The organism is Streptomyces sp. F001 (assembly GCF_004187715.1).
In the GTDB taxonomy this organism is placed as follows: domain Bacteria; phylum Actinomycetota; class Actinomycetes; order Streptomycetales; family Streptomycetaceae; genus Streptomyces; species Streptomyces flavusporus.
Genome location: NZ_QZWF01000003.1, coordinates 674905 through 695433 on the forward strand (window position 1 = coordinate 674905; position 20529 = coordinate 695433).

The window sequence follows — 20529 nt, forward strand, 5'->3', positions numbered from 1 at the left end:
CCTCCCTGAAGGGGAGGGGATTCCTGGCTCAGGCCGCCTCCTGGAGCAGCGCTCCAGGAGGTCTTCCGCCATCAGCACCAGCCGGGTTGAGACCAGCCCGGACGAGCATCACGCGGGCGGAGTTCTTGTCCCTCGGGGAGGAGACTCCGCACGCGGTGCAGGTGAAGGTGCGCTCACCCAGCGGCAGTGCGTGCTTGGCTCTCGCATCGCAGTGCGCGCAGTCCATCGTGGTGTGCGCGGGGTGGACGAGGCGGACGTCCCGCCCGTGCTTGCGGCCCATCTCGATCAGAGCGGCCTTGGTGGCGCCGATGGCGGCGTCGGCGGCCTTGCGGGCCATCGATGTCCTGGCGAGGAATTTCGGGCGGAAGTCCTCCACCGCGAGGGCGTCGTGGTCGCGGACGACCTGCTTGGCCCACTTGCGGCCGGTGTCCGCGCGCTGCCGGGCGACCTTCTGGTGCGCCTTCGCCCGCAGTTTCTTCGCCGCGCGGTAGCCGTTCGATCCGGCCTGGCCCTTCGCCGGTTTGCGGCGGGCCATCATCCGGTCGTACCGGGTCAGCTTCTGCTTCGCCTTCCTGCCGTGCTCGGCGTGGGGGAGGTCGTGGGCGTCGGATGTGGTGGTGGCGGTCTCCTTCACGCCCCAGTCGATACCGATCACGCGGCCGGTCTCCGGCAGCGGCTGCACCTGGGCGGGCACGACGAACGAGCAGTACCAGTGCCCCCGGCTGTCCTGGTACACGCGCACCGAGGACGGCTCAGTCAGCAGTTCGCGCGACCACACCACCGTCACGACGATGCCCCCGGCCAGGTGCAGGCGGCCGTCCTTGATGCGGAAGCCGCGCCGGGTGTAGTTCAGCGTCGGCAGCGCCTCACGCTTGGTCTTCCACTTCGGCATCCCGGCCCGCTGCCGCATCGGCAGGCGCTCTTTGATGTCCTTGTGCGCCTTGGCCCGGGAGCGGCCGAAGTCACGGATGATCTGCTGCTGGGGAACCGACGAGCCCTCGCGCAGCCACGGCGTACGGGTGCGGGCTTGGGTCAGCATCCTGTCGAGTTGAGCCGGGCCGCACGTCTGTTTCGCCCCGGTCGCCTTGTTGTGCAGGTGCACGGCCTTGGACTTGGCCACGCACTCGTTCCACACCCAGCGGCACCGGTCCCACTCGTCCATCAGGGCGGAGCGGGCGGTGGACGACACGCGCAGCCGGTAGGTGTAGCGGGCATGCCCGGCTTCCGCAGCCGCCCTCACCTGCGCCATGTCTTCCCCCTCACGGTCCCCGGACGGGATGCCGTGGCATCCCGAGCCCTACGAGAGGACCGTATGTACGACCGCCGCACACCCGTACCCCGATCGCGCAGCCACCACCCCAACCAGCGATCACAGGCACACGCGTTTGCATCACCGTTCGCATCACCCCGGTCTGCCGGCAAGTACGGGCGCTCCGCGCCCTGAACCGGATGCGGCGACGCTCCGCGTCGCAACGCCCGGATGCGATCCTCCCGGCGTGAACGCCGGGGCGTCCTCGCAAGAAACAGGTGAACCGCCCTCCGCTCCACCGTCTCCCGGGTACGCCAGGCGGCGAGGAAGGTCTCGGACATGGCCTCCTCCGCCTCCGACCAGTTGCCGGTCAGGCGCAGGGCATGGTTGTAGACCGCCCTCGCATGCTCGTCGTACAGGTCGGCGAACGCCGCACGGTCCCCTGCCCGTATGCGTGCACGCATCGACTCCGCTGGTTCTGTCTGCCTCACACTCTGTACGCTCCGCCGTCCCACCCGGGTTCCTATGGCCTGCGCCACACCGCGACGTTCGGGCCGGCGCCGCAACGGCGATCGACACCACCGCCGACACCCTCACGTTGACATCCCTGCAACCCTTCCACCATGCTTGTGTTAATTCATTAATGGAAGCCCACTGAAACCATGGAAGGTGACGTGGTCGAGTACCGGATCGACCGTGGCAGCGGCGTACCCGCCTACGTGCAGATCGTCGAGCAGACCGAACGGGCGCTCCGGATGGGCACGTTGAAGGTCGGGGACAAGCTGCCCACGGCGAGGGAGGTGGTGGCGGCGACCGCCATCAACCCCAACACCGTGCTGCGGGCCTACCGCGACATGGAGCAGGCCGGCCTGGTCGAGCTGCGCCGTGGGCTGGGGACCTTCGTGACGCGGTCGCTCGCGCGGCCCGGCGCGGAGAACGACTCGCCCCTGCGCACGGACCTCACCGACTGGACGGCACGCGCGCGTGCGGCGGGACTGGAACGGGCCGACATCCTCGCCATGGTCACCGCCGCCCTGGACGCACACGACAAAGAGCAACACGAGCAACACCAGCACACCCCGGGCGACCGGGAGCGCAAGGAGGAGGACGCATGACCGGGCCTGACGCACCGGCCGCACTGCGCGCCACGGGACTCGGGTTCCGGTACCGGGCGCGGAGCGGCTGGGCCCTGCGGGACTGCGAGTTCACCGTGCCCAGCGGACGTATCACCGCCCTCGTCGGACGCAACGGCGCCGGCAAGAGCACCCTGCTGCACCTGGCCGGCGGCCTGCTGCACGCCGACGCCGGGGAGATACGCGTACTGGACGCCGTACCGGGCGCACCCGAAGCCCGCGCCCGGGTCGCTCTGCTCACCCAGGACAAGCCGCTCTACCTCCGCTTCACCGTGGCGGACACCCTGCGGATGGGCGAGAAGCTGAACTCCTCGTGGGACCGGGCAGCCGCCGAGCAGACCGTCCGTGAGGGCAGCATCCCGCTCACCGCCCGCGTCGGCGAGCTGTCCCCCGGACAGCGCACCCGTGTCGCACTCGCCCTGGCGCTCGGCAAGCGGCCCGAACTGCTGCTGCTCGACGAGCCGATGGCCGACCTCGACCCCGTGGCGCGAGGCGAGATCATGGCGGCGCTGATGGCCCAGGCCGCCGACCGCGGCATGAGCATCGTGCTGTCCTCGCACGTCCTGCCCGAACTGGAGCAGACCTGCGACTGGGTGCTGCTGCTGCGCAACGGCCGCATCGAGCTGAGCGAGGACGCCGACGCACTGCGCGAGAGCCACGTCATCCTCACCGGACAGGCCGACCAGGCCGACACCCTGGCCGGATGCCACACCGTCGTCCACCGCCGGACCGCCGGCAGACAACTGACCGCCCTCGTACGGCAGCACGGACCGCTGCACGGCGACTGGCACGTCGAGCGGCCCAGGCTGGAGGACATCCTGGTCGGCCACCTCCAGGCCGATGGCGCCGATGACATGGTGCGCCCCGCCCCCGCCGAGCGGACGGAGGCGGCGGCATGAACAGCTCCCTCTGGCACGGCTCCCTCTGGCTCGCCTGGCGCCAGCAGCGGGTGCTGGCCGGCGTCGGCGCGGCCGTTCTGGCCGCCGCCGCGGCGATCGCCGCGTACTACCGCTCGGGCATGCTGGACGCCCTGCGCAGCGGGCTGTTCGACCACTGCGACCCCGGGCCCGTCTCCTGCACGCGTTCCGACACCGGTGTGCCCCTGCTGCTGGACATCCAGCCGCTGCAGTACCTCGGGGCGCTCAACATCGCCCTGCCCGTCATCATCGGCGTCTTCTGGGGCGCCCCGCTGCTGGGCCGCGACCGGGAACTGGGCACGCACCGCATGGTTCTGACCCAGGGCGTGAGCCGCGGCCAGTGGTTCGCCTCCCGGTTCGCCCTCGCCGCGGCGACCGCGGTGACCCTCTCCGGCCTGCTCGCGGGAGTGTTCGCGTGGTGGTGGCGACCGGCCGCCGACCGGAGCTACGGCCTGTTCTGGTACGAGACCACGGCCCTGAGCGGCTCGGGCCCGCGGGTCGTCGCAGCCGCCCTGTTCGGCCTGGCGGCCGGCACACTGCTGGGTCTGCTGGCCCGCCGGGTCCTGGCCGCGATGGGCCTGACCCTCCTGGTCACCGGGGCGATGACACTCGTACTGGAGTGGACGCACAAGACGCGCCTGCTGGTCCCGCCGCACATCTACACCAGCGCCGGCAGCGTCCCCAAACTGCCCATGGGCGAGAAGTGGTCGGCCGGCCACTACGGCCTGATCACCGCCTCCGGCCGCCGCGACGACGTGATGAACTGCCCCTTCCCGTCAGGTGCCCAGCTCAAGGACTGCATGGACCGGAACGGGTACGTCGCCCGCTTCTACGAGGCCAACCCGGCCGGCGACTACTGGGCCTTCCAGTGGACCGACACCGCCGTCCTCGGCGGCCTCGCCCTCCTGCTCACGGCCGTCACCGTGCTGCTTCTGCGCCGCCGCATCTGACCGCGCCGAACCAACGCATCTGCCCTTCAGCCCCTCACCCGGGGTCCCCTTTGTACGGAGGTCGCTTCACCATGCCCGCAGACGCCAAGTCACCGAAGAAGCTCCGCAACAACCGCGCCGCCCTCACCCACAAGATCGGCTATGCCCTGCGCCACCCCGGCCGCGTCACCCCGTACCTGCGCCGGGCCGGCCGGGACGCCTGGCTGCGCCTGAAGCACCCCGACCACGTCGGCTACTACCGGGCCGTGATGGCCTCGGACACCCGCCGCAACCCGGAGGCCGCGGTCGGCAGCCAGACCCACGAACGCTGGCTGGCGCTCGGGCAGATGCAGTTCGACTACCTCATCGAGCACGAGCTGCGCCCCGAGCACCGCATGCTCGACATCGGCTGCGGCAACCTGCGCGGCGGCTGGCGCTTCATCGACCACCTCGACACCGGCAACTACTACGGCATCGACATCTCGCCCGACATCCTGATCGCCGCCAAGAAGACGCTCGTCGAGCGCAGTCTCCAGGACAAGCTGCCGCACCTGACCATCACCGGCGACCTCACCCTGGACTTCCTGCCCAGCAACCACTTCGACGTCATCCACGCGCACAGCGTCTTCTCCCACTCGCCGCTGCACGTCATCGAGGAATGCCTCGCCCACGTCGGCCGTGTGCTGACCGACACCGGGTTCTTCGACTTCACCTTCGACCGCACCGAGGGCACCGAACACCAGGTGCTGCGCGAGGACTTCTACTACCGCACCGAGACCCTCCTGGCCCTGGCCCGCAAGCACGGCCTGCACGCGCGCTTCATGGAGGACTGGGAGCAGCGCCCGCACGGCCAGTCGAAGATACGGGTCAGCCGCTCGGCCCTGCCCACCACCTGAGACGGCCGGAATCCGACATGCCGTCCCCCACAGGGCACCCGGGCACCCTGCTCGACCCGCCCACCGTCGCCACGTCCCGGCCACCCGTCGTCCCGCGCCCGCCCGTGCCGCCGGCCACCCCACGGCCCGGCCCGAGCCGCGCACTCACGGCAGCCGTGCCCGCGGGCCTCGTGATCTCCCTGGGCCTGTGGGGGATCACCCGCCAGGACAGCATGTGGCGCGACGAGGCCGCCACCTGGCAGGTCGCCCACCGCAGCCTGCCCGAGATCTGGCAACTGCTCGGGCACGCAGACGTCGTCCACGGCCTGTACTACGCCCTCATGCACGTCGTGTTCGGGGCCTTCGGCGACAGTCTCCTGACGCTGCGGCTGCCCTCCGTCCTCGCCATGGCCGTGGCGGCCTCCCTCGCCGCCGACCTCGGCGCCCGGCTCGCGGGCCGGTGGAGCGGGCTCGGCGCGGGGCTCGCCTTCGCGCTGCTGCCCACCCTCCAGACGTACGCACAGGAAGGCCGCCCGTACGCGATGGTGACCGCCACCGTCGCGCTCGCCTCCTGGCTGCTGGTGGCGGCCATGCACCGCCCGCGCGCCCGCACCTGGAGCGCGTACGCCGTCGTCGTCCTGCTCGGCGCGCTGCTCAACTGGTTCTCCCTGCTCGTGCTGCCCGCCCACGCCGCCACGCTCGCCCTCGCCCGGCCCCACCGCATCGTCCGGGTGCGCTGGCTGCTCGCCGCAAGCACCGCCGTACTCGGCGCCCTGCCCCTCGTCCTGGCCAGCCGGGGCCAGTCCAGGCAGGTCTCCTGGATACAGCCCACCAGCCCCGGCACTCTGTACACCGTCGCAGCCACCATCCTTGCGGCCGGCGGCTGCGCACTCCTGCGCCGCGCACACCGATCTGCCGGCGGGCAAGTGAGCCTGGCCGCCGTGGCCGTCCCCCTGTGCGCCGTCCCGCAGCTGCTGCTCCTCGCCGTCTCGCTCACCTGGCAGCCCCTCTACGTCGGCCGCTACGTCCTGTTCGCCCACATCGGCCTCGCCCTCCTCCTCGGGGCAGCGATCGCCACACTCGCCACGCGCCTGCCCACCCACCCCGGAGTTCCGCTCGCCGCCGTCACGGCACTCGCGTTCCTCGCCCTGCTCCCCGTGGAACAGCACATACGCAGTCCACACAGCCGCGTCGACGACGTACTGGCTGCGGCCACCCTGGTGGACGCAGCGCGTGGACAGGGCGCCGCGGTCGTCTTCCTTCCCTCGGCCCGACGCGACACCGCCCTGGTCACCCCAGCCGCGTTCCACGGCCTGCGCGACATCGCGCTCGCCCAGCACCCCGTCGAGTCCGCCACCCTGCACGGCATCGAAACAGACCCCGGCACCACAGCCCGAGCAATGCTGCGCGAACGGCACATCATCCTCATCAGCGACGCAGAGTCCCGCCCCGCCCGCAACGCCCGCGACCGTGCCAAACAACGCATCCTCCGCGAGCACTTCACCAAACGCTCCACCACGATCCAACGCGGCCGCAGCATCACCCTCTACGAACGAATCGACCGCCCGGATCACAACCAGCCTGCTGCCAACAGGCCGTGAATCGGCGCCACCTGCGCTTACTGCGGGAGCCGGCCCGCGCGGGCTCGGCGGTCAGGACGCCGGCCTGACTCGCACATCAAAACGGGCGCCCTCGATGCGAGGGCGCCCGCTTCGATGCCGGGCTCACGACGCGGCGGTGTCAGGCACGACGATCGTCCGGGGTCGGACGGGGCCGGCCCTTCGACTCGTCAGCCGACCGGCAGGTCCGTGTAACTGCCGCTGGACGGCAGTCTGTTGTGCAGGTCGAAGAGCGTCAGCGCTCGTAGACGAACGGCGATGCCGCGCCACCGCGCTTTCTCAGCCGATGGTGACGAACCGCGCCCAAGGCGGCGGGGCATCCGGGACGTAGTCGGGGTTCTCCTCGTCCACGGCACGGGTGGGACGGGGGAAGAGACCGACGACGGTGCGGCAGGGTGGCTGCGCGGAGGGCCACGGCGTCTGACCGTCCGTCAGGGCGACGATCACGTCCGGGCGGGGCCGGGAGCGGAGCGCCCGGGCGAAGCCGGAGCGCAGATCCGTTCCCCCGCCGCCGACCAGTGCGATGTTCTCGGCGCGGCAGAGCGGGACGGCGACCCCGGCCGCCGCGTCGCAGGAGATCACCGAGACCAGGTCGCGCCGCCCGCCCACCGCTCGCGAGATCGCCGCCACCTCCAGCAGGGCGCTGCCCAGCTCGGCGTCGCTCACCGACCCGGAGGTGTCGATCACGACGCAGACCCGGGGTGGCGTACGGCGCAGGCTCGGCAGCACCACCCCGGGGACGCTCGCCGAGCGCCGGGACGGACGCCGGTAGCTGTGGTCCTCGCCCACGCCCGGCGCGCCCGCCGCCGAGCGAACCGCCGCCCCCAGCAACTGCCGCCACGGCTGCGGCGGATGGAACGCCTCGTCCGCCCACCGGCGCCATCCCTCCGGCGCGTCGCCCGGCCGGCCCTTGATCCCCTCGGCGACCCGGAAGCGAACCGCGTCCCGCTGCTGCCTGCTCAGCCCGTGGGCCCCGTCGGGCCCCAGCTCCCACGGCCGTTCCTGCCCGTCGGCACCACTGCCGCAGTCCAGCCAGGCCAGGTCCGCGGCGAGCCCGGACATCGACGCCGTCCGCAGGTACTCCTCCATCAGCAGCCCGTCGGGCAGCCGCAGCAGGGACGGCAGCACGGCCCCCGTAGGCAGGGGCAGACCGTCACCGTAGATGTCGTCGTTGATCTCGAAGTCGGCGGCGATGTTCCGCCGCAGCCTCTCCCAGCCTTCGGCCGAGCGGACCCCCCTCTCGCTTCGCCCGCCCGGCCCGTGCTGCTCGTGCTCCCGCGCATACCGCTCGCCCCGCCCGTGGTGGTCCCGGAGCAGATGGGAGACCTCGTGCACCCAGACGCCCGCCAGTTCCTCCACCGGGGTGCGCGCCACGAAGCCGGGGGAGACGTAAGCGCGCCAGTGCGCGTCCACCGCCATCGTCGGTACCGACCGGTCCTCCACCACGTGCAGTGCGAAGAGCGCGGCGGCAAGGTAGGGGCGGACCTTCACCGCGTGCAACCGGGCGGCCAGCAACTTCTCCATGTCCAGCGGGAGTCCGGGCCGGTCGTACGGCCCGCCGGAGCCGGCCGGCGGCCTCGGCACGGTGGCCCGCACCGGGCGCGGCGGCGCGGGCCGGGACATCGGGCGCGGCAGCGGGCGCTTCGCGGCCCCCGTCATCGGCGTGCCCCCGTAGCCCGCCCGGCGTCGGCCGCCGCCGCGGCCCGCCCCACCGACCGGTCCGCCCGCCGGGCGAGACCGACCCCGGCCAGCCGCTCCACCGCCTCCGGCACCTCCCAGTCGTCGCGCCGCAGCGCGGCCAGCGCCGTCGCCGGGGCGACCAGCAGGTCCGGGGCGCCGGTCTCCAGCGCCCGGACCAGCACCGCCCAGCCCGCCTCCCACCGCTCCCGCTCCGGCCGCGCCCGACGGCGGCCACCACCGCCTCCAGCGTCGCCTGACGCAGATCGCCTCGCACCGGCAGCTCGGCGGAGGCCGGATCGGCCAGCAGCGACTCCGGATCCGGCAGGTCCATCCGGTCCACATGGGCGAGGAGTTCGAGCCCCGGCCCGTCCCCCACCGCGCCCCGCACCAGCAGCGCCAGCACCTCCCGGGAGACGGAGGCCGCCGTGCCGAAGGCCAGCAGGGTCAACGCGGCCTCCCAGCTCCGGGGCGAGGGCCAGGCACCGCCGCGCCGTGTCTCGGTGTTCGGCAGCCGGTGGATCAGCGTCGGCCGGGCCTGAAGGAAGCCGCAGACCGCGCGCCGGGCGAAAGCCACCGCCTCCGGCAGCCGCTCCGGCACCAGCCGGGGCAGCTCCGCCCGGGGCCAGACCCCGCCCAGCCCGCGGACCACCACCTCCCGGTCGTGCACCCAGTACAGATGCACGAACCGGTTGGCCAGCGGCGGGCTCAGCTCCCACCCGTCCGCCGCCGACGCGCGCGGATTGGCGGCGGCCACGATCCGTACGCCCGGCGGCAGTTGAAGCGCACCTACCTTCCGCTCCAGGACGACCCGGAGCAGTGCGGCCTGGACGGCCGGGGTGGCGGTGGAGAGTTCGTCCAGGAAGAGCAGCCCCCGCCCGGCCCGCACGAGCTCCACCGCCCACTGCGGCGGCGCCATCGGCACCCCCTGCACCGCCGGGTCTTCGCCCACGATGGGCAGTCCGGAGAAGTCGGACGGTTCGTGGACGCTGGCGATCACGGTCGTCAGCGGCAGATCGAGGGAGGTGGCGAGCTGTGTCAGGGCCGCGGTCTTGCCGATGCCCGGCTCGCCCCAGAGCAGCACGGGCAGGTCGGCCGCGACGGCCAGGGTGAGCGCTTCGAGCTGCTCGTCGGGGCGCGGCTCGGTGGTGGTCGTCCGCAGGAGGGACAGGAGGTCGCCGGCGAGGGCGAGTTGGGTGCCGGTTCCGGAGGCGGCGGGGGTGGGTGCGGGTTTGTCGGCGGCCGGGAACGGGGCTGCAGAAGGGTGCTGGAAGTCATGGTCATCACCTGGGGGTGGGATAAGGGGACGGGGCGGCCCGTCCCGGATGTCGTGTGGAGTGCGGCGCGGAATGCGCGAGAGAGCAGGGGAGTTGGGCGGATCAGCTGAACAGGCCGGTGCGGGGCCGGGCCCGGCTGGTCCGCTTGCGGCGCAGTACGAGCGGCGTACGGCGGTCGATCCGGGGACGGCGGCCCGCCTTCGCCTGCCCCACGCCCGAGGCGTCCCCGCCCCCGACCGCACCGGCACCGGGGTGCACGGCGACCAGCCCGGAGCGGAAGAGCCCGTGGTCGATACGGCGGGCCGCAGCCGACTCCAGTGCCTCCCGGAGCGGCCCGTCGCGCAGGACCGCACCGGGACCGAGCAGCCCCTCGACCACGTCCAGCGCCCCGGCGACGTCACCGTGGGCGAGCCGCTCCCGGACCGCAGGCAGTGCCTCCGGGTTGCGGTGCACCGCGTCGATCGCCCGCAGGCACGGCAGCGCCGGCCCGCCGAGCGCCACCAGCAGCTCCTCCCGGTGCAGTTGGGCCGGGTCGTGGTCGATCGCCGTCAGCACCCCGTCCCGCAGCGCGATCCGGTGGACCTCGCCCCGGCACTCCACCCGGTGCGGATCGCCGGGCCCGGGCGCGGGGCCGGCCACCGGTGCCGTGCCGGACGTCGCCCCCGTGCTGGACGTCGCCCCCGTGCTGGACGTCGCCCCCGTGTCGGACGCCGCCCCCGTGCCGGACGCCGCCAGTGCTGCGCCGACGAGCGGATGCAGCCGCTCGGCCGCGATCAGCCCGGCCTGCAACAGTTCCAGATCCGGAAGGACCCGGGCCGCCGCCTCCGGCAGCACCGGAAGCGCCGCGACCTCCTGCGGCGGCAGCGCCTCCCGCAGCGGCCGGAACGTCGGGGCATGGCTGTCGTCGGGGGCGACGAGTTCGAGCACGGCGCGGCTCCGCGCACCGAGCCGCACGGTGAAGGCCCCGCGAGGGCGCCCCTCGGCCCGCAACAGCAACTCTGCCTCGGCGGCCCAACGTGCCACCGCCCACGCGGAATCGTGGAGGGCAGGCCGATCGGGACGATCTGGCGGGCCTGGTCGACCGGATAGGTGGATCCGGTCGGGCGGCACGGGCGGTACCCCGCCCGCACCGCACCGCCGCGCCAGTTCGCCGCTCCGCCCGGAGTCCCAGAGATGCCGGTGCAGGTCGAGCCGGAAACGCCGGTCGGGATGCGGGTGCGGGTGCGGATGATGCCCGGGGGCACCGCTCCCGGGCCCCTCCCACAGGGCCAGGGACATCCGCTGTCCGGCGTCCGCCCAGGCCGGCGGTGTCCGCACCACCAAGTGCAGCGGCGTGGCGCCGGAACTCCGGTAACGGGCCAGGGAGATGGTCAGGCCGGGCCGGAGCCGCCCGTCGGGGGCGATCCTGGGCATGTGCCAGCGGAGCAGATCCGGCGCCAGCAGACGCAGATCTGCACGGAGGCGGGTGACGAGATCGGTGCCGTGGCGGTCGCGCACGGCGCGCAGATCGAGATCGACGTCGATCCGGGCGGCGGCGCAGGCCCCCGCCCAGTCGCCGACCGCACGCCGGGCGGTCGCAGTCTCGATCATGGACGGTGGCACGGCGTACTCACGCACGCGCTGCCACATCAACAAGCGGGACGGAATCACGTTCGCGAAGTGATGTGCCATCAGCACTCACCTTGCGCGAACGATTCCCCCAATCCGTACGAGGAGAGGTTCTTCATCTGCAGCATCGTAACCACCCCGATAACGATCTGTCAGTGCCCTTTCTTCTTCGTACGGCCCTGCCGCAGCAAGGCGGGCAGACCCACGAAACCGACCGACCCGATCACCGCGAGCTTCCACGCCCCCTTGGCGACGAGCCACCCCAACCATGGATAGGGGACCCAGCCCAGCCAGGAGAACACCGCCAGCACAATTGCCGCCCCGCACACCGCTGCCGTGATCGTGGCGACGATCGCCACACCCTTGGACAACTTCTGCTCCTCGGACGCTGTGACGTCCGTGACTTCATGGTTCATGCCTGCTCCGTTCTCAGGTGAGGTGTGGATCTTTCAAGCTGTGGTGGCCGCAGGCTCCGCCAGGCGGCGAGTGGGGTCGGGGGCGGTGCGTGCGATGCGGAACCGGTGGCTCAGGCGCAGGACCACCCACGCGTACAGCGGCAGCACGATCGCCTCGGCCGCCAGCAGTGCCCAGGGGGCGTCCCCGGCGTTGGTGGTGGTATCGCTGAGCCCGTCCACGACGGTGGCGGAGAGGAGGAAGAAGAAGAGGTTGTTGACCACATGGAGGGCGATGGCCGCCTCCAGGCCACCGGTACGGATCACCAGCACGCCCAGGACGAGGCCGACCAGGACCAGGTCGGCGAAGCCCCACGGCGTGCCCAGCCCGTGGGACAGGGCGAACAGCAGACCTCCCGCGGTGATGCCGACCCAAGGGGTGCGCAGGTAGCAGCCGAAGACCTGGGGGATCCAGCCGCGGAAGACGTACTCCTCGGCGGCGGCCTGGAGCGGCACCAGCAGGACGAGCATCGCGGCGGCGGCCAGGAACGTCGGCCAGCCCACCCAGGCAGCGGACGTCGACTCGAAGGCTCCGGACCCGGACCCAGCGGTGAAGACGGTCGTCAGGCCGAACAGGAGCAGTGTCGCGGCCACGGCCACCCCCAGGCAGACCAGCAGCCAACGCCAGCGCAGCCGTCCGGTCACCGAGGACAGGGTGCCGACCGGTCGGCGTTGCACCAGGCGCGCGGCAAGCAGCACCGCCGGGAGCAGGAGCGCGAGCATGAGCAACCAGGCGGCGTTGTCCCACAGGGGATCGGCGAACAGCAGGTCGCCCGTGCCCAGCTCGACTCCGGCCAGCGAGGCCGCCACACCCAGCCCGAATCCCGCGTTGAGCGTAAGCAGCAACCAGCCGACCACGGCGACCAGCGTGGCCGCCGGCGGAAGCCACCAGCGGTGCGGCATGGTCCGCGCCAACCGGTGATAGGGCGTTCCGGCCGCCGGTGCATGAGTGTGGGTACTCATGGATTCCACCTTGATCTCACAGGCTCGCTGAGACTTGACTGAGGTCTTCGTCCTTTGACGCGGACCCGAGGTCAGCAGACACGACCGTGAAGATGTCCGTCATGCCCCCGAAGCACGTGACTTGACGCGACGGTGTGCCTTTGCTAGGCGAGTGGTGGCGATTGCCTGTCGCGATCGGTTTCGGGTGTCAAGCCACGCATTGCAGTGACATGGCGGAGTCCCTCCGGCCGGGTTCATCGGAGGCAGGTCTTCGCCGAGGAAATCCCCGGACAACAGGAGGCTCAAAAATATCCCGGCGTACTGCGCGGGCTGGATGGAAAATCCCTGCAATACCGAATAGAGGATTCCGATGACCAAGCTTTCCTTGAATCGTCGTATGGTGCTGGCCGGTGGCGGCCTGGCGCTGCCGACGACCGCGACGGCCGCATCGGCGGCCCGCAGCACGGAGTCACCCAGACCCCCGCGAACGCTCCGGCGGTAGCACCAGCCGTACCGTGCAGTCCCGTCGGAGTAACTCCACTCGGCCGAGTCGAGTGCGACCGCAGCGTTCCTGGCTGCACAGTCGGGCGCCACCGCCCCAGCGGTACCCTCTCGGGCAATGTGCGACCGGATGCGCTGACCAGGCAGCCAGTTGCCCGGCCGGTGACCGTACAGCCGGGGGCGGTGCCCATGCAGCCACAAGCCCCGCCGCCGGCCCGGTGAGGCGCCGGGCGGCGGTACCGGCCCTGCCCGAAGTCCCACTGATCCATCGCCGTGACCCCTCTCACAGCTGTTGCGCGCGCCGGGTGAGCACCTGTGAATCGATGTCTTACGAGCGGGAAACGAGGCACCTGCCGGGCCGCCCCTAGCCTCGCGGAGCATGAGGGGGAACCGAATCCGCCGACCTGACCAGTCCGTCCGCATTCCCGGCTGGGGCTCCATCCGCGGCCGTATGGCGATCGTCCTTGCCGTGCCCACCTGTCTGCTCCTCGCCCTGACCGGCCTGGGCGTTGCCGACCGCGCCCACGACTGGTCCGCCGCGCGGGCCACGGAGTCCCAGGTCGGCATCCTGCTGCGGGAGCAGGACCTCGTCCGTGAGCTCCAGCGTGAACGCGGCCTCACCAACGGCCTGTTGAGCGGCGCGGAGCAGTACCGGGACGATGTCCGCAGGCAACGGGCGCGCACCGACGACGCGCGTGCGTCCTTGAGGGCGGCGCTCTCGGAGGAGAGCGGTGATCTGCCCGAGGCCGCGGCCTCCGCCTTACGCCGGGCCCAGCTCCCGCTCGTCGACCTCACCGCAACCCGTACCGCCGTCGACACCGGCACAGCCGACCGCGCTGTCACACTCCGCTTCTACACCCGGGCCGTCACCGCCCTGATCGATGCCGAAGGGGCCGGCGTGCCCGACGGCGACCGCCGTATCGCGCAAGGCGTGCAGGCGCTGCAGGCCCTGGCGCGTGCCACGGAGGCCGTGGCCCTCGAACGCGGCTCCCTGAACGGCGTGTTCGCGGCACAGCGGTTCCGCTCCGGCGAGTACCTCGACTTCACCGATGTCCGCGCCACGCGGGTCGCCGCTCTCGGCCAGTTCCGCCAACTTGCCGACAGCGCCCAGAAGTCATCCCTCGACCAGGCCTTCGGGACGGCTGCCGCCCGCCGCGTCACCGGGTACGAAGCCAAGGCCGAGGCGGGCGCCGACGGCTCGTCACTCGACGTCGACCCCGCCCGCTGGTGGGCCGACATGACGACGCTCGTCGATGATCTGCACGGTGTGCAGAAACAGGTCGGTGACGACGTACGGGCACGAGCGGACCAGGTCGGCGGCGCGGCCACCCGGGAACTCATCGGCTTCCTGGCGCTGGGCGCGCTGATCCTCGCCGTGGCCTGCGCGCTCGCGGTGTTCTCGGCCCGCTCCATCACCCGCCCCCTGGGCGCCCTGGCCGACGAGGCCGACGCAGTCGCGGGCACCAGGCTGCCGGACGTGGTCAGGTACATCCAGGAGACCGACCCCGACACCCCGTTGCCCGCGGAGCGCGAGGCGGCCGAAGTCCCCGGCACCGCACGGGAGATCAACCGGCTGGCCGCCGCTCTGCGCAATGTCGAGCGCACAGCCGTGGGCCTCGCCGTCGAACAGGCCGTCCTGCGCCGCAACAGCACCGAGTCCCTGGCCAGTCTCGGCCGCCGCAACCAGACGCTCCTCCGCCGCCAGCTCGGGCTGATCACCACCCTGGAGAGCCAGGAACTCGACCCGGACGCCCTCGCCGAGCTCTTCGAGCTCGACCATCTGGCGACACGCATGCGCCGCAACGCCGAGTCCCTGCTCGTCCTCGCCGGCGAGGAGCCCCCGGCTCGCCGCTGGCCCAGCGCGGTCACCGTCACCGAGGTGGTGCAGTCGGCCGTCTCCGAGGTCGAGCATTACCAGCGCGTCGCAGTCACCGACATCGAGCAGTGCCGCGTCCGTGGCCACTGTGTCGCCGAACTCTCCCACCTGCTCGCCGAGTTGATCGAGAACGCGCTCATGTTCAGCTCGCCCCAGCAACCCGTCGCGGTGTACGGCTGGCGGGACGGCGGCGAGTACTGCCTCGCCGTGGTCGACCGGGGAATCGGGATGACCGCGCAGCGGATGGCGCAGGCCAACGCCCTGCTGTCCGGCAAGGGAGGCTCCCTGCTCGCTGCGCCCACCCGGTTCCTCGGCCACCACGTTGTCGGCGCGCTCGCGAACCGCCTCGGCGCCCATGTCGAGCTGCGCCCCACGGAGGGCTCGGGCGTCACGGCGTACGTCGCCCTGCCCACCACACTCGTCCAACAGCCCGACGCCTCGACCACCGCAGCAGCCACGTGAGTGCACACCGGGGGCCCGGGACGGCGAGGCCAAGCCGGCCGTCGTCCGCTCTGGTGGGAGTTGGCGGCCGCTGGTTCTGGACGTTCCCCATCGGCCCGTAGTTCACAACATCTGACTTCGCTTCCCGAGCGGCTCACCGGCCATCGATCTTCCCAGGAGAAGAGCCTTATACCGCGTGGGGACTTTGCCGTCAAGAAACGAATATTCGGGACGAGCCCCTTTTCCCGGTGCCAGGCACCCTGAATGTCGAGGCGAGGCCGGTGAAGCGCTATGCGGTGGAGGGGCGTGGTGTTCTTGCCTCGCTGATGATTTCCGATTTCGCGAGGTGAGAAAATCCCATGTCTGATTCGTCGGCGACAGCTCTCCTTTATGTCACACTCGCCCTTCTGGCCGCATTTTTCGTTCTCTGGGTGCTCATCGACCAGCAGAAGAAAATCGAGAGCGGGTGGACCGAGTGGTGCCGGACCGCGAAGGCTACCGGAGCTGTACGTGCCACCTGCGTGCGGTCTCGGATCCACGGCTGGCGGCGCCGGCCGTGGAGCGCGCAGAGCGTTACCACGCATGGATGGACAGCTCGATCCGCCCCGGCAGCACCACGCGATGGTTCGGGCTCGGATTCGCCGTGCTTTCTCTGCTGGGGTTGTGTCTGGCTCTGATCGGCGGAGCAGCCGGCTGGTTCACCTACCGATTGGGCGGCGCGCTGGTCGGGGGCGCGCTGGGAGGACTGCTCGTTTGTCCCTGGTGCGCCCTGCTCAGGAAGCAGGCTCAGCGTTGCATCGACGCCAACCGTTACACGGCAAGCCTCGGAGAGCCCAGTCGCGAAGCGGAGCTGTAGGTGTTCTTGACACACCAGGTCAAGAACTACGGCTGCCGTGTTGTGCGGCGTACGGCAGCCGGATGCCGGCTGCCGTACGCCCGCGTGCCTACCGGGTGAGGTGCTCCTCCAGGTCGGCGAGGACCTCGTCGGCGGCCATCACGCCGAGGCCGAGGTACCAGGTCTCGTCCGGGACGTCGTACGCGTGCCCGGCCTTGACGGCGTCGAGGTTCTTCCACAGCGGGTTGCCCTGCGCCGTGGACTTGTCCGTGGCCTTCGGGTCGCCGTAGACGCCGGTGAAGATGTAGTCGGCGTCGGCCTGGTCGATGTTCTCGGCGCTGATCTCGGCGGCGAGGTCCTCGATGTCCTGGTTCTTCGGGCGGGGGATCTCGAGGTCCTTGAGGATCGTGCCGATGAACGAGGCGTTCGCGTAGAGGCGGATCACGCCGTCGGGCAGGTAACGGACCATCGAGACGGCCGGCTTGTCGGCGCCCAGCTTCGCCTTCAGCGCCGCCACCTTCTCGTCGTATTCGGCGAGCTGCGCCTTGGCCTCGGCGGTCTTGTCCAGGGCGGCCGCGTTGAGGAGGTAGTTCTCCTTCCATGTGAAGCCCGGGCGCAGGGAGAAGACGGTCGGCGCGATCTGCGACAGCTCGTCGTACTTGTCGGCGGCGCGCAGCTGGCTGCCGAGGATCAGGTCGGGCTTGAGCGCGGCGATGGCCTCGAGGTTGAGGTTGTTGATCGTGCCGACGTTCTCCGGGCTGCCCGCGTCCTTCTTCAGGTACGACGGCAGCTCGGGGGAGCCCTCGGTGGGGGCGAGGCCGACCGGCTTGATGCCGAGCGACACCACGTTGTCGAGCTCGCCGACGTCCAGGACGACGACGCGCTTGGGCTGGGCCTTGATCTCGGTCTCGCCCAGGGCGTGCTCGACGGTCCGCGGCCACTCGCCCGCCTTGGCGTCGGTGCCCATCGCCGCGGTCTGCTCCGCCGCCTTCGAGAAGTCCTCGCCGCCCTGGGCGACCGCCTTCTTGTCGCCGGATCCGGCGGAGGCGCCCGCGGACGTCTCCTCCCCGCTTCCGGAGGAACCGCCGCAGGCCGTCAGCGAGAGTGCGGCGGCGAGGACGAGGGCTGCGGCGGCGGTACCGCGGCGGCTGGCAGACATGGGAAGGCTCCCGTCGTACGAATGAAACTTAGGCGAGCCTTACTTTATGAGAGGTCTGTGCATCCGGAACATCCGGAGCATGTGGCTCCGGTCACGTTCCCGGTACGGCCTGCTCGGGCACGGCCGGATGCGTCGAACGCGGCGGCCCCGGCACCACCAGCGGATCGCCCGTCACCGGATCCGGTACGACGACCGACGCGAGTCCGAAGACCTCCTCGACCAGCTCGGCGGTGACGACGTCGGCCGGTGCGCCCTGCGCCACGATCCGGCCCGCCTTCATGGCGACGATGTGGTCGGCGTAGCGGGCCGCCTGGTTCAGGTCGTGCAGCACGGCGACCACGGTCCGGCTCCGCTCCCGGTTCAACTGTCGTACCAGGTCCAGGACTTCCACCTGGTGGGCGATGTCGAGATAGGTGGTCGGCTCGTCGAGCAGCAGGACGTCGGTGTCCTGGGCGAGGGCCATCGCGATCCACACGCGCTGACGCTGACCGCCCGACAGCTCGTCGACCGGCCGTTCGGCGAGCTCGGCGGTCCCGGTGCGCTTCATCGCCTCGGCGACGGCCGTCTCGTCCGCCTCCGACCACTGCTGCCACCACTTCTGGTGCGGCTGCCGGCCGCGCGAGACCAGGTCGGCGACGGTGATGCCCTCCGGCGGCACGGGCGTCTGCGGCAGCAGGCCGACGGCCCGGGCGATCCGCCGGGTCGGGATGCGGGACAGCTCGGTACCGTCGAGCAGCACCGCGCCGCGCTGCGGCTTGAGCAGCCGTCCCAGGGCGCGCAGCAGGGTGGACTTTCCGCAGGCGTTGGGCCCGACGATGACGGTGACCTTCCCGTCCGGGACCTGAAGGTCCAGGCCGTCCACGACCGTACGGTCCTCGTAGGCGAGGGTGAGCCCTTGGGCGGTGAGACGGTTGCCGGTCACGCGGTTCCTCCGGAACGGCTGCTACGGGAGCTGACGATCAGCCACATCAGATACGGGGCGCCCACCAGGGCGGTGAACACGCCGACCGGCAGCTCGGTCGGGGAGAAGAGGCTGCGGGCCAGCAGGTCGGCGACGGTCACGATCAGCGCACCCATGAGCGCCGAGCACAGCAGCGGGATGTGCGGGGTGCGGGTGAGCCGGCGGGCGATCTGCGGGGCGAGCAGCGCCACGAAGTCCACCGGTCCGGCGGCGGCGGTGGCCACGGACGCCAGCACCACACCGAGCGCACCGAGTCCGAGCCGGTCCCGGTCGAGCCGGGTGCCGAGGGCGGTGGCGGTGTCGTCGTCGAGGCCCGTGCCACGCTGGACGCGAGCCGCCCACAGCAGGAACGGTACGAGCAGCAGCAGTACGGTCGCCAGCGGTGCGGCCTGGTCGTAGCCACGGCCGTTGAGGGAGCCGGTGAGCCAGACCTTGGCCTGCTGGGCGACCAGGTAGTCGCCCTTGGTCACGAACAGCCGGGTCAGGGAGCCGAGGGCCACCGAGATGCCGATGCCGACGAGCACGAACCGGGCGGCGTGCAGTCCGCGCCGCCAGGCGAGCAGATAGACGAGCAGTGCCGCCGTGAGACCGCCGGCGACGGAGACGTAGGGGAGTACGGCGTACGAGGTGACGCCGAACGTCATCGCCGCGACCGTCGCCGCGCCCGCCCCGTGCGTCACGCCGATGACGTCGGGGCTGGCCAGCGGATTGCGGGCGACGCTCTGGATCAGTGCGCCGGAGACCCCGAACGCAGCGCCCACCAGCAGTCCGGTCACCAGCCGCGGCAACCTCAGCGTGCCGACGACCAGCTGGTCGGGGCTGGGCAGACCCAGCAGCACACGGACGACCTCGCCCGGCGCGACGAACGACTCTCCGACGCACAGGGACGCGACGACGGTGGCCGCGAGCAGCGCGGTGAGGACGGCGGCGACGAGGAAGCTCCTGCGGTGGAGCAGGAAGCTGCTCTTCCTGGCGCGCAGGACGGTATGCCCCGGCGGCCGGAGAGTGTCCTGGGTCATGCCGTCACCAGCTTCCTCCGCCGTACCAGCACCACCAGGAACGGCACCCCGGCCAACGCGGTCATCACGGCCACCGGCACCTCCGAGGGCCGTACGACGACCCGCCCGAGGACGTCCGCGAGGAGCAGCATCACCGGCCCCAGCACGGCGGCCATGGGCAGCAGCCAGCGGTGCCCGGGGCCGACGAGCGCCCGGGCGATGTGCGGCACGGCGAGGCCGGTGAAGGCGATCGGGCCCGCGGCGGCCACCGCCACGCCGGTGAGCACGGTCGCGCCGAGGGCGCCGGTCGCGCGCAGCAGCGCCACGTTGCGGCCCAGCCCCCGCGCGATGTCCTCGCCGAGCGCGAGCGCGTCCAGCCCGCGGGCCATGGCCAGCACCAGCAGCAGCCCCGCGACCAGGAAGGGCCAGGTCTGCCCGACGATCGAGGCGTCCCGGCCGGCGATCGAGCCGACGTCCCAGAACCGGAACTCGTCCAGGGCACGGGCGTCGGTGGTGAGGATGCCGGTGACGACGGAGGCGAGGAAGGCGTTCATCGCGGCGCCCGCGAGCGCGAGCTTGACCGGCGAGGCGCCCCCGCGTCCGCTGCTGGCGACGACGTAGATGCACACCGCGGCGACGGCCGCGCCCGCGAAGGCGTACCAGACGTATCCGTTCAGCGTGTGGACCCCGAAGAAGGTGATGGCACAGACGACGCCGAGCGAGGCGCCCTGGCTGATGCCGAGGATGCCGGGCTCGGCGATGGGGTTGCGGGTGATGCCCTGCAGAACCGTTCCGGCAACGCCGAGGGCGACCCCGACCAGCACACCGACGACCGTCCGCGGCACCCGCAGTGCCCGTACGACCTGGGCGTCGTCGCTCGTGCCGCCGTACAGCAGCGCGTCCCAGACCGCCGTGGGGGCGATCGCGCGGCTGCCGACCGCGAGGCTCAGCACCACGGCCAGCAGCAAGAGAAGAAGGGCGACGGCCATCCAGCCGACACGTCGGCTCCCGACTCCTGACACGCGCCCTTCCCGGATCCACTACCACTCAGCTAAGGATTGCCTAAGCGTACGTGGTGAG

17 protein-coding genes and 1 pseudogene are annotated in these 20529 nt (G+C 71.7%); 7 read left to right on the forward strand and 11 right to left on the reverse strand.

The annotated features are described in order from the left end of the window. Window positions 1–28: 28 nt before the first annotated feature. Both StrepF001_RS16395 and StrepF001_RS49535 read right to left on the reverse strand, forming a co-directional pair. A complete protein-coding gene (locus StrepF001_RS16395) occupies window positions 29–1249 on the reverse strand; it encodes an RNA-guided endonuclease TnpB family protein (protein WP_129798966.1) in 1221 nt (406 codons plus the stop codon). Further along, entirely contained in the window at window positions 1237–1713 is a 477-nt protein-coding gene (locus StrepF001_RS49535) for a sigma factor (RefSeq protein ID WP_276322825.1), read from the reverse strand. The genes StrepF001_RS16395 and StrepF001_RS49535 overlap by 13 nt, the downstream gene beginning before the upstream one ends. Window positions 1714–1911: 198 nt before the next feature. On the opposite strand from StrepF001_RS49535, the gene StrepF001_RS16405 reads away from it, so the two are divergent. From StrepF001_RS16405 to StrepF001_RS16425, 5 genes are all read left to right on the forward strand, one after another. Then, window positions 1912–2364, forward strand: a complete 453-nt coding sequence (locus StrepF001_RS16405) for a GntR family transcriptional regulator (RefSeq protein WP_129798967.1) — start codon at window positions 1912–1914, stop codon at window positions 2362–2364. Further along, window positions 2361–3281 (forward strand): ABC transporter ATP-binding protein, encoded by a 921-nt coding sequence (locus tag StrepF001_RS16410; RefSeq protein WP_129798968.1) that lies wholly within the window; start codon window positions 2361–2363, stop codon window positions 3279–3281. Before StrepF001_RS16405 ends, StrepF001_RS16410 begins: the two co-directional genes overlap by 4 nt. Continuing rightward, on the forward strand, window positions 3278–4249 hold the full coding sequence (locus StrepF001_RS16415) for a transporter (protein ID WP_129798969.1): 972 nt from the start codon (window positions 3278–3280) through the stop codon (window positions 4247–4249). Before StrepF001_RS16410 ends, StrepF001_RS16415 begins: the two co-directional genes overlap by 4 nt. 71 nt (window positions 4250–4320) lie before the next feature. Further along, a complete protein-coding gene (locus StrepF001_RS16420) occupies window positions 4321–5124 on the forward strand; it encodes a class I SAM-dependent methyltransferase (protein WP_129798970.1) in 804 nt (267 codons plus the stop codon). Between the two features lie 17 nt (window positions 5125–5141). Beyond that, a complete protein-coding gene (locus StrepF001_RS16425; protein WP_129798971.1) occupies window positions 5142–6704 on the forward strand; it encodes a glycosyltransferase family 39 protein in 1563 nt (520 codons plus the stop codon). A gap of 297 nt (window positions 6705–7001) precedes the next feature. Here the strand turns inward: StrepF001_RS16425 and StrepF001_RS16430 are convergent, their stop codons facing one another. From StrepF001_RS16430 to StrepF001_RS16450, 5 genes and pseudogenes are all read right to left on the reverse strand, one after another. Beyond that, entirely contained in the window at window positions 7002–8246 is a 1245-nt protein-coding gene (locus tag StrepF001_RS16430) for a VWA-like domain-containing protein (protein WP_129799131.1), read from the reverse strand. 131 nt (window positions 8247–8377) lie between these two features. Continuing rightward, window positions 8378–9570 (reverse strand): annotated as a pseudogene (locus tag StrepF001_RS16435) (MoxR family ATPase). 208 nt (window positions 9571–9778) lie between these two features. Continuing rightward, the gene (locus tag StrepF001_RS16440) at window positions 9779–11347 is read right to left on the reverse strand and encodes a hypothetical protein (protein WP_129798972.1); all 1569 of its coding nucleotides are present in this window, start codon (window positions 11345–11347) and stop codon (window positions 9779–9781) included. 89 nt (window positions 11348–11436) lie between these two features. Beyond that, window positions 11437–11700 carry a hypothetical protein gene (locus StrepF001_RS16445; protein ID WP_129798973.1) on the reverse strand — a complete coding sequence of 88 codons (264 nt, stop codon included), beginning with the start codon at window positions 11698–11700 and terminating at the stop codon, window positions 11437–11439. Between the two features lie 33 nt (window positions 11701–11733). Further along, window positions 11734–12699: a CPBP family intramembrane glutamic endopeptidase gene (locus StrepF001_RS16450; protein WP_129798974.1), complete on the reverse strand. Its 966-nt coding sequence runs from the start codon at window positions 12697–12699 to the stop codon at window positions 11734–11736. 859 nt (window positions 12700–13558) lie between these two features. Here StrepF001_RS16450 and StrepF001_RS16455 point away from each other — a divergent pair. Both StrepF001_RS16455 and StrepF001_RS16460 read left to right on the forward strand, forming a co-directional pair. Then, window positions 13559–15517 carry a nitrate- and nitrite sensing domain-containing protein gene (locus StrepF001_RS16455; protein ID WP_129798975.1) on the forward strand — a complete coding sequence of 653 codons (1959 nt, stop codon included), beginning with the start codon at window positions 13559–13561 and terminating at the stop codon, window positions 15515–15517. Window positions 15518–16082: 565 nt separating this feature from the next. Further along, window positions 16083–16352, forward strand: a complete 270-nt coding sequence (locus StrepF001_RS16460; protein ID WP_129798976.1) for a hypothetical protein — start codon at window positions 16083–16085, stop codon at window positions 16350–16352. 88 nt (window positions 16353–16440) lie between these two features. Here StrepF001_RS16460 and StrepF001_RS16465 read toward each other — a convergent pair whose 3' ends face one another. The 4 genes from StrepF001_RS16465 to StrepF001_RS16480 form a co-directional block, all read right to left on the reverse strand. Beyond that, on the reverse strand, window positions 16441–17490 hold the full coding sequence (locus StrepF001_RS16465; protein ID WP_129798977.1) for an iron-siderophore ABC transporter substrate-binding protein: 1050 nt from the start codon (window positions 17488–17490) through the stop codon (window positions 16441–16443). 91 nt (window positions 17491–17581) lie between these two features. Continuing rightward, window positions 17582–18412: an ABC transporter ATP-binding protein gene (locus tag StrepF001_RS16470; RefSeq protein WP_129798978.1), complete on the reverse strand. Its 831-nt coding sequence runs from the start codon at window positions 18410–18412 to the stop codon at window positions 17582–17584. Continuing rightward, a complete protein-coding gene (locus tag StrepF001_RS16475) occupies window positions 18409–19470 on the reverse strand; it encodes an iron chelate uptake ABC transporter family permease subunit (RefSeq protein WP_129798979.1) in 1062 nt (353 codons plus the stop codon). The genes StrepF001_RS16470 and StrepF001_RS16475 overlap by 4 nt, the downstream gene beginning before the upstream one ends. Further along, the gene (locus StrepF001_RS16480) at window positions 19467–20438 is read right to left on the reverse strand and encodes an iron ABC transporter permease (protein WP_129798980.1); all 972 of its coding nucleotides are present in this window, start codon (window positions 20436–20438) and stop codon (window positions 19467–19469) included. Before StrepF001_RS16480 ends, StrepF001_RS16475 begins: the two co-directional genes overlap by 4 nt. Window positions 20439–20529: the final 91 nt, after the last annotated feature.

What these genes read in the sequence shown, in the direction of transcription:
- StrepF001_RS16395 (WP_129798966.1), bottom strand. Translation starts at nt 1,249, where the DNA reads ATGGCGCAGGTGAGGGCGGCTGCGGAAGCCGGGCATGCCCGCTACACC.
- StrepF001_RS49535 (WP_276322825.1), bottom strand. Translation starts at nt 1,713, where the DNA reads ATGCGTGCACGCATACGGGCAGGGGACCGTGCGGCGTTCGCCGACCTG.
- StrepF001_RS16405 (WP_129798967.1), top strand. Translation starts at nt 1,912, where the DNA reads ATGGAAGGTGACGTGGTCGAGTACCGGATCGACCGTGGCAGCGGCGTA.
- StrepF001_RS16410 (WP_129798968.1), top strand. Translation starts at nt 2,361, where the DNA reads ATGACCGGGCCTGACGCACCGGCCGCACTGCGCGCCACGGGACTCGGG.
- StrepF001_RS16415 (WP_129798969.1), top strand. Translation starts at nt 3,278, where the DNA reads ATGAACAGCTCCCTCTGGCACGGCTCCCTCTGGCTCGCCTGGCGCCAG.
- StrepF001_RS16420 (WP_129798970.1), top strand. Translation starts at nt 4,321, where the DNA reads ATGCCCGCAGACGCCAAGTCACCGAAGAAGCTCCGCAACAACCGCGCC.
- StrepF001_RS16425 (WP_129798971.1), top strand. Translation starts at nt 5,142, where the DNA reads ATGCCGTCCCCCACAGGGCACCCGGGCACCCTGCTCGACCCGCCCACC.
- StrepF001_RS16430 (WP_129799131.1), bottom strand. Translation starts at nt 8,246, where the DNA reads ATGGAGAAGTTGCTGGCCGCCCGGTTGCACGCGGTGAAGGTCCGCCCC.
- StrepF001_RS16440 (WP_129798972.1), bottom strand. Translation starts at nt 11,347, where the DNA reads ATGGCACATCACTTCGCGAACGTGATTCCGTCCCGCTTGTTGATGTGG.
- StrepF001_RS16445 (WP_129798973.1), bottom strand. Translation starts at nt 11,700, where the DNA reads ATGAACCATGAAGTCACGGACGTCACAGCGTCCGAGGAGCAGAAGTTG.
- StrepF001_RS16450 (WP_129798974.1), bottom strand. Translation starts at nt 12,699, where the DNA reads ATGAGTACCCACACTCATGCACCGGCGGCCGGAACGCCCTATCACCGG.
- StrepF001_RS16455 (WP_129798975.1), top strand. Translation starts at nt 13,559, where the DNA reads ATGAGGGGGAACCGAATCCGCCGACCTGACCAGTCCGTCCGCATTCCC.
- StrepF001_RS16460 (WP_129798976.1), top strand. Translation starts at nt 16,083, where the DNA reads ATGGACAGCTCGATCCGCCCCGGCAGCACCACGCGATGGTTCGGGCTC.
- StrepF001_RS16465 (WP_129798977.1), bottom strand. Translation starts at nt 17,490, where the DNA reads ATGTCTGCCAGCCGCCGCGGTACCGCCGCCGCAGCCCTCGTCCTCGCC.
- StrepF001_RS16475 (WP_129798979.1), bottom strand. Translation starts at nt 19,470, where the DNA reads ATGACCCAGGACACTCTCCGGCCGCCGGGGCATACCGTCCTGCGCGCC.
- StrepF001_RS16480 (WP_129798980.1), bottom strand. Translation starts at nt 20,438, where the DNA reads ATGGCCGTCGCCCTTCTTCTCTTGCTGCTGGCCGTGGTGCTGAGCCTC.